This is a genomic window from Phyllobacterium sp. (assembly GCF_037994425.1).
Taxonomy (GTDB): domain Bacteria; phylum Pseudomonadota; class Alphaproteobacteria; order Rhizobiales; family Rhizobiaceae; genus Phyllobacterium.
Genome location: NZ_JBBNAM010000290.1, coordinates 1 through 9,990 on the forward strand (window position 1 = coordinate 1; position 9,990 = coordinate 9,990).

General features: G+C 53.9%; 9 protein-coding genes and 1 pseudogene. 5 read left to right on the forward strand and 5 right to left on the reverse strand.

Going from position 1 to position 9,990, the window contains the following annotated elements; all coding sequences use genetic code 11:
• Both AAAB35_RS19760 and AAAB35_RS19765 read right to left on the reverse strand, forming a co-directional pair.
• Positions 1 to 565 (reverse strand): annotated as a pseudogene (locus AAAB35_RS19760) (ABC transporter ATP-binding protein); the annotation flags it as partial.
• A 445-nt stretch (positions 566 to 1,010) separates the two neighbouring features.
• The gene (locus AAAB35_RS19765; protein ID WP_340669982.1) at positions 1,011 to 1,658 is read right to left on the reverse strand and encodes a BON domain-containing protein; all 648 of its coding nucleotides are present in this window, start codon (positions 1,656 to 1,658) and stop codon (positions 1,011 to 1,013) included.
• 680 nt (positions 1,659 to 2,338) lie between these two features.
• Between AAAB35_RS19765 and groL the strand changes: the two genes are divergently transcribed.
• Together groL and AAAB35_RS19775 are read left to right on the forward strand one after the other, a co-directional pair.
• Complete coding sequence (groL, locus tag AAAB35_RS19770) at positions 2,339 to 3,961, forward strand: chaperonin GroEL (protein WP_340669983.1); 1,623 nt, start codon at positions 2,339 to 2,341, stop codon at positions 3,959 to 3,961.
• 202 nt (positions 3,962 to 4,163) lie between these two features.
• Positions 4,164 to 4,610, forward strand: coding sequence for a host attachment family protein (locus AAAB35_RS19775; protein WP_340669984.1), 447 nt, complete (start codon positions 4,164 to 4,166; stop codon positions 4,608 to 4,610).
• Positions 4,611 to 4,715: 105 nt separating this feature from the next.
• Here the strand turns inward: AAAB35_RS19775 and AAAB35_RS19780 are convergent, their stop codons facing one another.
• Positions 4,716 to 5,153, reverse strand: coding sequence for a universal stress protein (locus AAAB35_RS19780; RefSeq protein ID WP_340669985.1), 438 nt, complete (start codon positions 5,151 to 5,153; stop codon positions 4,716 to 4,718).
• 227 nt (positions 5,154 to 5,380) lie between these two features.
• On the opposite strand from AAAB35_RS19780, the gene AAAB35_RS19785 reads away from it, so the two are divergent.
• The 3 genes from AAAB35_RS19785 (at position 5,381) to AAAB35_RS19795 (ending at position 8,099) form a co-directional block, all read left to right on the forward strand.
• Positions 5,381 to 6,202: a 3'(2'),5'-bisphosphate nucleotidase CysQ gene (locus AAAB35_RS19785; RefSeq protein ID WP_340669986.1), complete on the forward strand. Its 822-nt coding sequence runs from the start codon at positions 5,381 to 5,383 to the stop codon at positions 6,200 to 6,202.
• A 303-nt stretch (positions 6,203 to 6,505) separates the two neighbouring features.
• The gene (locus tag AAAB35_RS19790; RefSeq protein WP_340669987.1) at positions 6,506 to 7,519 is read left to right on the forward strand and encodes a ribose-phosphate pyrophosphokinase; all 1,014 of its coding nucleotides are present in this window, start codon (positions 6,506 to 6,508) and stop codon (positions 7,517 to 7,519) included.
• 100 nt (positions 7,520 to 7,619) lie between these two features.
• Positions 7,620 to 8,099 (forward strand): DUF2267 domain-containing protein, encoded by a 480-nt coding sequence (locus AAAB35_RS19795; RefSeq protein ID WP_340669988.1) that lies wholly within the window; start codon positions 7,620 to 7,622, stop codon positions 8,097 to 8,099.
• Between the two features lie 131 nt (positions 8,100 to 8,230).
• On the opposite strand, the gene AAAB35_RS19800 is transcribed toward AAAB35_RS19795, so the two are convergent.
• Together AAAB35_RS19800 and AAAB35_RS19805 are read right to left on the reverse strand one after the other, a co-directional pair.
• Positions 8,231 to 9,301 carry a hypothetical protein gene (locus AAAB35_RS19800; RefSeq protein ID WP_340669989.1) on the reverse strand — a complete coding sequence of 357 codons (1,071 nt, stop codon included), beginning with the start codon at positions 9,299 to 9,301 and terminating at the stop codon, positions 8,231 to 8,233.
• 60 nt (positions 9,302 to 9,361) lie between these two features.
• Positions 9,362 to 9,990, reverse strand: a 629-nt coding sequence (locus AAAB35_RS19805) for a PDZ domain-containing protein (protein WP_340669990.1), incomplete at its 5' end; no start/stop codon positions are given.

The window sequence follows — 9,990 nt, forward strand, 5'->3', positions numbered from 1 at the left end:
GTTGCGGTGTTATCATTAGGAGAGCCACAAGAGCCATAGAAGGTTGAATGTAAATCATGTAGCCAGCGACAGTGAGAAGCAGTCCTCCCTGCAGCAGGGGCTCCGACGTGTAGATACCCACGAAGCTGCCGATTGCGTCGGCTTCGGCAAGCATCATCGAGTTCTCAATGCCAACATCGTCGGCCCCAGCACGATCCATTGGCATACGACTGGTCAGCGTTTGGACGGTCAGACGCAAACTTCGGACGGCCATCTCGCCAACCCAGCTGCGGTATATATTCATCAGGAGTTTAATGAAGCCTTGGGTAAGCGCCAGTCCTACGTAGATCAGGGACAGCACCAATATCGGACGATAATCGCCGCCCTTGACAGCTCCATTGACTATGCGACGCTGGATTTCAAGCGGCGCGGCATCCAGCAGAAAAATCAATACCGACATTGCCGCGAGCGCAATTTGGTGCCAGCTACTGAAGCGCCCGACGAATAACAGGAGGGTTTCGGGCATCAGCTTTGCCGGGAAGACGGTGGTAAGCCAGAGGCTATTGGTGGGGAAAGGCATTTTCATCCCAGGACACCGCTATTGACACACGATCTTTCTAATGCCGGACGATCAAAAACATTCAGATCTGTCCTTGAGTTTGCCTCCCGAGATGAATGGTCTGATGTTGCCCGCTCCATGAACTTTACTGCGGCGCGCCAGCCCGCAGAAATCAGATCAAAATCGGGCATTATCGTCATTTTTTCCGCCACTCACATATCATTCGGATGACGATGCTGGCGACGGTGCGAAAAGCCACCTTTGGCTCGTCGCAAAACGTCCGACAGGCTGGTGGAGTTTTGAGATGGCTTCCACATCTTTGAACGCAGCTGCCGAAGGAGTTTCCTCGATGCGGTTCGTTTGAATGCACCTCTCGTTGGCTTATGATTATTCATATTGAACTTCCTTTAGTCCAAAGGCTGTTGGGCCTTTGGACTAACAAATCATGACTGGCCAGTATCAGCCGTTTGAATTACAGGACGGTAATGCGGTCATCGACCAATTTTACGCCTGGTGCCGACCAGGCTGCGCGTTCCGCCGCCTTGCGTTCCGCCCAGGCTTTCACCCGGCCTTCCAAGGTTACGGTGCTGCCTGTGACGCTGACCGTGATGGCCTTGGCTTCCACCTCGGCATCGCGCCTGAAGGCCTCCTCAATGCGCTTCTTGATATCGGTTGGCGACGTCTGAGGAGAGATGGCAATCCAATTGGTGATGCCAACGACGCCGGCCAAGCGCCTGATCGCACTTTCCGCCGCGTCTTTTTGATATTGCCACGTGGCCCTGCCTTCGAGCGTAACCCAGCCCTTGCTGACCTTTACCTGAATGGCGCCTTCCGGAATGGTGGTGTTCCATTTCAAAACATTCAAACAACGCTGGACGATATCTTCGTCCGTCACCTTGTTTGAACCAAATGGAACCACCTCGATTTCCGACGCAAGCCCTTTGACACCTTTAACGCGTGTTGCCGCATGTTCCGCGGTCATTCGCTCTATATACGTTTTGACATTTCCGGTCAGCGTCACGATCCCGTCCTTGACAGCGACACCCACATTGGCGGCATCAATGCTTGGTTCGAAATCAAGTTCGTCGATGACGTCCTGTCTAATTGCACCATCTGACATGCGAGCCTCCCTGGCTTTTAGCAAAGTCCGTCATTGGGCTTCGCATGGAAAATGCTAGTCACCAATTTCCGAAAAAGTCTTTGACATAGCGCAAAAAGCGACAAGCTTTACGGAGCGCGACCGGACAGTTTTGGCAGGGCGCGAAATCGCGGGCGTTGATTAAGCATAGCATTGGCAACAGACATCGAGCCCGGGTTATGAAATCGTTCCGCCTCTGTCTTCGTTGCTGCAGTCTCGCGCAAAATCTAAGCTAGAGCTCCCTGGCTGATGCAGGTTGGGCGGATCCGGCCGACGATCCAAGATTCAAGCATGTCCAGGAAGGGACGCAAGCTTGGAAGGAAGCGGAATAGTCCACGTGGACGGAGCGATTAGGAATGCCGTGTTGACTTCTTGGGCGAACCAAGGGGTCATTTGTATCCGGCGCCACTGATCAGCAAATTGACGTTAATGTCCGATGCTCGAAAGGAGTGGTCCAAATCGTCTTTGAAATGAACCCTTTAGACTCCTTGAACCCGCCTTGATCTGGATCACTTTGCGTCAAAAAGTTTGAGCCGATCCGACCCCGGTCTCCGCTCAACAGCATGAAGGTTTTCCCGACATTGTTTTTGATCCAGCGCAAGGCGGACGATTGCTGTCCTGTATATCGTCACCAAGACTGATCGGTTACCGGGAGTAATGCAATGTCCTACAAACGTCTTCTGTTCCATTCGGCTGCTCGCGAAAAAATTCTGAGCGGAGCGACGCAACTCGCTGATGCGATCCGGGTGACATTGGGCCCAAAATCAAAATCGGTTTTGATCCAGAAGAAGTGGGGACCGCCCATTGTCTGCAATGATGGCGTTACTATTGCCAAGGAAACGGAACTGAAGGACCCGGAGGAAAATCTTGGTGCTCAGGTGCTGCGGCAGGCGGCGGTCCGCACGGGAGAGGCCGTCGGCGACGGTACGAGCACATCGACGATTCTCGCCTACGCCATGTTCGCAGACGGTGTGCGAAACGTTACGGCGGGTGCAAGTGCGATCGATCTGAAACGCGGGCTCGACCGTGGCACAAGGGCAGCAATTGAAGCGCTCAAAAGTCTTTCGCGACCGGTCGGTACGCGCAAGGAAAAGGCGCAGGTAGCGGCTATCTCAGCCCACAACGATGCTGCCGTAGGAGAACTCATCGCAGACGCCATGGAGAAAATCGGCGACGAAGGCGTGATTTCGGTGGAAGAATCCAAAACCACCGATACAACCCTTGAAGTCGTTGAAGGCATGCAATTCGACCGTGGCTTTATTTCCCCCTATTTCGTGACTGATCCGGAACGGATGGAAGCAGTTCTGGAAGATGCTTGCATCCTGATCAGCGACAGGAAGATTGGATCGCTGAATGATATGGTTCCTTTGCTTGAACAGGTAGCCAAGAGCGGGCGTACACTGTTGATTGTGGCGGAGGATGTCGAAGGAGAGGCGCTCGCCACATTGATCGTCAATCAGATTCGCGGCGTACTCAAGGGTTGCGCCGTCAAATCGCCGGGCTTCGGCGACCGGCGCAACGCCATGCTCGAGGACATCGCCGTTGTTACCGGGGGGCAGCTGATTTCAGAGAATCTTGGTTTTAAACTGGACACTGCAACAATGGAGCAGTTGGGGCGGGCGGCCCGGATTGTCGTGGATAAGGATACAACAACGATCATTGGCGGTATGGGAAAGCGCGAAAAGATCAATGGTAAAATCCATCAGATCCGACACGAGATCGACAAGTCCACAAGCGACTACGATCGCGAAAAACTGCAGGAACGTCTTGCCAAACTAGCAGGAGGCGTCGCCGTTGTCCGTGTTGGCGCCCCGACAGAGGGGGAGATGAAGACTCGGAAGGACGCTATTGACGACGCCATCAGTGCGACGAAAGCGGCGGTTGCGGAAGGAGTTGTGCCGGGGGGTGGTCTTGCTCTGCTTCGTGCCATTGATGCAGTCGCACGGGAAGAGGCCAAGTGCGACGGCGACGAGCGAACAGGCGTAAAGATTCTCAAACGCGCCCTGGAAGCACCAGCGCGACAAATCGCGGAAAACTCGGCGGTTGATGGCGGTGTCGTCGTTGCCCGAATGCTGGAGAAGGCAGGCACCATAGGGTTTGATGCCTCGCGCAATCAATATGTGGATCTCGTTCAGACCGGCATCATCGATCCCACCAAGGTCGTGCGCGTTGCGTTGGAAAACGCCGTCTCGACGGCGAGCCTGATGCTGCTCACGGAAGCCACCATGACGGAGATGGCGGACGAGGCGAAAGAGGCCCGACCGGAGGCGGGCATGTCGCTTTAAGCCGGATTCCCGTCAACATCAGAACGCCCGTCAAAATCGAGTTTGAATGCACGGAGCCGATCGATACCGTTCGCTCCAAGATCTGTCCTGGAATTTCTAGCCCCGCCGGCAGAGCTAAGAAAGTTGCACCTGCTTGTCGCGGCGTAGTCGGACAGCGTCGGTCCGGAAAATTCATGAACTGTTCGAAAAAGGGAGGAAATGGATGGAAGACGTTGGAATCCCACGAAAGACCTGGCTGGTCGTCTGCAATGGCGCCAAAGCCGTTATCTTGCGCAATGACGGCGATGCAAAACTGCTCAATCTCATTCCGGTTGACGTGATGTTCGAAACGCACGCTCCAACGCGAGAGCAGGGCAGCGAACGACCAGGGCGAGTCTACCAATCACAGGGAGCGGCGCGGAGCGCCGTGCAGCAAACGGACCGGCATTCTAAAGCGGAGCGTACCTTTCTGGCCGAGGTTGCGGGGTGGCTCAATGGGCACGTTCAGAACCACACGATCGAGCGGGTCGTGTTGATCGCACCGCCCAGAGCACTCGGCACTTTGCGCGAGTATCTCATACCTTCCACACGTGCGTTGATCATTGCGGAAATTGCCAAAGATCCCGTGAAATTGCCGATCCCAGAAATCGAGAAGTATCTGGCGGCTTGAACTATGAGCAAAGTTCAGTGTTGAGCTTGATGCCTGGTCATTCTGCCTGCTGCCACATTATTCAGTGCTCCTCATCCTTGCAGAGTGGACCGAAGCGGGACCAATTCAGCGATAAACGAGGACAGGAATTTTCGAATGGGTGAGAACTTTCAGGGTCACGCTGCCCAATAATAACGCGCCGATACCTCGCCGACCGTGCGATGCCATCATAATAAGGTCGCAATTGTTTTGCTCGGCCGCGTCAATGATTGCTTGAAAAGGTTCGTCGCTTTCCACCTGAACTGATTGGTGTAAAACGCCAAGCTGTTTGGCTTTTAACTCGGCATTTGTGAGGGATTTCGCGGCTTCCATGCGCGCGTATTTCTCGTAGTCATCTCGCGTGCCACGAATCTGCTCGGGTTCTGCCGTTATAATGTGAAATGGTTCTGTAACGGTGATAATCGTTACACTTGCATTGGCGTCCCTTGCAAATTCCAATCCCTTTTCAACAGCCAGTGATGACAACCAGGAGCCATCGGTAGGGATGAGTATACGACTGAACATGATTGATCTCCTATCCGCTTCTTTTGGGCAAGATGGCTTGGAAAGGGGAGCCAGTCATTGATCCGCATCAAACTGTTGTTTGATGCAATGATTTGGCGCAGATTTTAACTGCATGATGCTTCTTGATTTCGGTCAAGAAGTCTAGCGGCTGTAAATGATACCGAAAACGATAATCTCTGCACGTTTGCAGATCAGGACAGGTGAGGCGGCCCCACGGCAAAGAAATAGTGGATATCGCCGCGCATATTGACATGGCAAACCAGCTGCTTCCAGTTGTCGTGAAAGCAGGAAAGGCAGTCATTCAGATCAGAAAAAATGGGCTGCGACCGCGTTTCAAAGGTGATGCATCCCCGGTGACAGCCGCCGACGTCGCCTGCGAACGAATCATTAAAAGCGCGCTCTCCAATTTATATCCTGCAATCCCAATGATCGGTGAAGAAAGCTTCTCCCCAATACGAGTTCAAACGCCTGGACCTAGTTGCTTTGTCGTTGATCCGATCGATGGCACCCGCGAATATATTGACGGGCGTGATGACTTTACAATTAACGTCGCGCTCGTAGCTGACGACTTTCCCGCCATGGGAATCATATACGCCCCTGCCAGCGGAAGGTTATTCTTCGCTGCAGGGGGGCAGGCGTTCGAATGCGATGCTCACATGGGCTACCAAAGTCTCCGTCGCATCCGCGGCGAAACCGTGGCTATACGTACTGAGCCAATTGTTCTTGCGAGCCGATCGCACTGTGATGACAGGACCAGGACACTAATCGATGACCTGCAACCTGGTTTGGTTCGCAAGCTTGGATCGTCATTGAAGTTGGCTTTGATCGCCACCGGTGAGGCAGATATCTATCCTCAGCTCGCCCCTACCATGACGTGGGATGTCGCGGCAGGACAGGCCCTTGTCGAGGCAGTGGGAGGCTTGATGTTGCGCCCCGACGGTTCCCGTTTATCTCACTCGATGGCAGAGGGATGGCGCAACTCAGGCTTTATCGCAGCTCGAACACCGGCGTTTGCCGAGCGCACGCTGGCGTTCATTGCTGCTCGCTGACCCATGTTATACGTTTGAGCTGTGATTAGGATGTCGATCATCAAACTTGCCGGATGAGCCCGAATGGTGAAAGCGTCGGCGCTCTGTGCACCAAATATGCCTGTCTCTACCTGCGCAACTTGCCCACTACGACCCTATTTACGTTTTGAGCCTTTCCTGGCGCTTGAGACCAGATTTACGCAACATCATCGCCCGACCCTTCCGGCCAGGACGGGCACAGTGACCCGAACGCTTAATGGCCATTACTGGAAAATGGTTGATGCAAGTCAAATGTAATCAAGTTGGGCGTGATATATAGCTTGGATGCGCTTTTTTGTTCTAAAGGACTCGAACGATCTCGGCGTCGCTGTAGCGGACACTCTTTCAATCCCAGTTGCGCCGCATGAGGAACGTGACTTCAAGGATGGCGAACACAAGGCGCGTCCACTGGTCAGCGTCAGAGGCAAAGACGTCTATGTTCTTCAAAGCCTCGCTGGAGGAGGCGGTGCCTCCGTAAACGACAAACTATGCAAGCTGCTCTTCTTCATTGCGACTTGTCGCGACAATGGAGCCAGCCGCGTCACGGCGGTTGTTCCGTATCTGGCTTATTCGCGCAAGGATCGACAAACGAAATCACGCGATCCTGTTACAACGAGATACGTCGCCCGGCTTTTTGAAGCGGTTGGGACAGACCGCGTGATCACACTTGAAGTGCATAACCTGGCAGCTTTCCAGAATGCGTTCCGGTGTCAAAGTGTGCATCTCGATGTCCGAAAACTCTTTGTACCTGCAATTCAACGCTTGGCACAAGGCCTGCCACTTACTGTTTTTTCGCCCGACAGCGGTGGCATCAAGCGCGCTCAACTGCTGAAGGAAGCGCTGGAAGCAATACAGGCCGAAGAAATAGGATTCGGCTTCATGGAAAAGCGGCGCAGCCGTGAAGTCGTCTCCGGGGACCTTTTTGCTGGCGAGGTGAAGGGATCGGCCGTCATCATTGTCGACGATATGATCAGCACCGGCGGAACGATGCTTCGCACGGCGCTTGCCTGCCGCCAACGCGGCGCAAAGGCTGTCCATGTCTTTGCTACACATGGCCTCTTCAGCCCGGGATGCGAGGCACTGTTCGAAAGTCCCGCTATCGATGGCGTCGTTGTGACCGATAGCGTTCCGTCAGCCAGCAGAGCCGGTTCGGAACCCACGTCCAGGATCGAGATCGTATCGGTGGCTCCTCTGATTAGCGAAGCGATCAGCCGGCTCCATACCAACGAATCCATCGCCGATCTGCTGGGTGAAGAAGACGGAGGCTTCCTGTCCGCGGCCGAGACAAAGGAGCTTTAATCTTCGCCACAGCGTCTCAATGGACTGGATTTGATCTGGCTCAATGCAATCGCACTCGACATGCTGTGTCTATGGCACTGGCTCATCAGGAGGCACGTTCATGAGCAACACCAGCATCACTACTTTCACCCATGGAGCCGAGCAAGCGCAACAGTGGGTCAATGAATTGGACGATGATTTGAATTGGGGAGATAAAGGTCGCTCCTACCGGCTCTTGAGGGCAGTGCTCCACACGATGCGAGATTTTTTGTCGATTGAAGAAGTAGCAGATCTATCGGCGCAGTTGCCTATCCTCATTAGAGGCGTCTTCTTTGAAGGATGGGATCCCTCTACAGCACCTGTGTGGAAGAGGAAGAAGCAGGATTTTATAGCACAGGTCACAAGTGATTTTAACAACGACCCACTCGGTAACCCCGACGTCGCCATTGCCGCTGTCTTCAGACTCATCGATCGGCATATCTCGCAGGGAGAAATCACTCAGGTCCGCAATGCGATGCAGAAATCGCTTCGGAATTTATGGCCGGGGGACATAGCGAATGATGAAGGCCAAAGGCACAATCTAGATGAAAGCCAGTTTTGAGAACTGCCAATCTTCAAGACTGTTGAACGCTAAATCCGAGCTTGCGGATAGTGAACTGGCTTAGCTTGGAAGCCGCCAGCAACGTCTGCGAATTATGCTGCCGGTCGTCCTCTCACGCAGAAAGAATATATTTAAGTAGCTCGCAGTTTTGTACTTCGACGTGTCGTCCCAACAGCACGGGGAAGAATAAGACATTCCTTTTCAGCGGCCGAGATATAGCGCACGGCAAGTGGCCGCCATTTTTCGGGATTCCGCAATGGGCTATCGAGTAAATGGGAGATACATAGCCTCGCCCTCAGCAAGGCCCGAAACCCACCATACAAGGCCAGCAACTGCGCGTTCGGCCGGTCGCCAAGCTTCTCTTCCAAGATTTTTCTAAGAAGCGGTCTTATCCAGGGTGCATCCAACATATCGCACTCCAGCCCCAGGTAGGTAACCTCATCGTAAGGGTCGATTATGCGCATTGCCCGGTTGAATTCGAGGCAATCAATAATCTGCGGCGGATCCGTGAGGCAAACATGCTCGGGACGAAGGTCACCATGTCCTTCGACGATTATGCCACGTGCAATTCGTTCCCTAAGAAGAGGTCCGAGCGAAATGAGCGCCTGGTTCACCGTATCGAGCGCATCGGTAACGAGATCAGATAAACCGAACTCGCATCGCTGGAGGATCGAACGATTGATCGCCTGTTCAGTTTCGAGGTGACGCACATAGGCATAGCCTTCGACGGGGTTTTGAGAGCGGCCGGCATAGAAAGCGGCAAGCAATTCGCCAACTGTGCAGATTTCATCTGGCTTGACGTGGCCTCGGCGAATACGTGCATCCAGCATCTGATCTGCAGGAAGACGTCGCATTTCGACCAGCCAATCGATGACGCGTCCCTTGTTTGAAAGTGTCAACCGTCCTGAGCGCGTGCGGCGCAGTGCGACAGTCGCAATGTAGGTTCTGCTTGCGAGCTGGCGGTTAAGCCGGATTTCCTCCTGGCAGTAGAACTGCCGCTTCTTCAACGTACTGAAATCCAGAAATGGGTAACTGACCGGCTTTTTGAGCTTGTAGACCCGACGGTCGGTCATGAAGACCCACGACATGTGCGTTTCATGCGCCTCGACGTGCTCAGTAGTGCCGGCGTAGGACCCGGGTTCGCTTAAAAACTGAACTTTTTCTGTCAAATCCGACATTGAGGCTCCGTTGAAACCGAACACGTGCGCTTGCCGTATTTCTCCAGCTGGGCGACCGGATACGGCGCGTTTCTACTCGAGCTTTCATTCAACCGCCAAGAATTGAAGGACGTTGTCACGATAGATGCCAAGAAGCAGCGGGTGCGCACTTCGCCTGGCCAAACTGAGTGTTTCCTCGGAGGAATGAACGGCTTGCCGGTTTATGCTGACGATAATGTCACCTTCGACGAGACCGGCCGCTGCAGCCTTGCTATCCTTGTCGATCGCAAGGACAAGCGCTCCGTTCGCTTGGCCAATCGGTTCGGCCTCCGTCTTGATGTCGAGCAGAACAATTGAGTCAAGGAAGGGCGTGGCGGCTTTCGGAGAACGGTCATACTCTTTTTTGGAAAGCCGTACGGCGATTTCGAGCGATTTGTCAGACCTGTCAATGGAGAGCCGGACTACAGTGTCTGGTGCCAGACCGCTGATTTTCCGGCGGAATTCAGTCGCGTTTCCCACCGGATGTCCGTCAATAGCTATAATGACGTCGCCAGCAAGAATGCCGCTGCGCTGCGCCGCAGAGTCGGCTTTAACCTGACTTACAAGAACACCTGAATCACGGTTGATTTTAAGCGCAAGGCGGAGCTTCGGCGTCATGTTCTGGATGACGACACCAAGCTCCCCGCGGTTCACCTGTCTATGCACCGCCAACTCATCTGCAACATGCTTGGCCA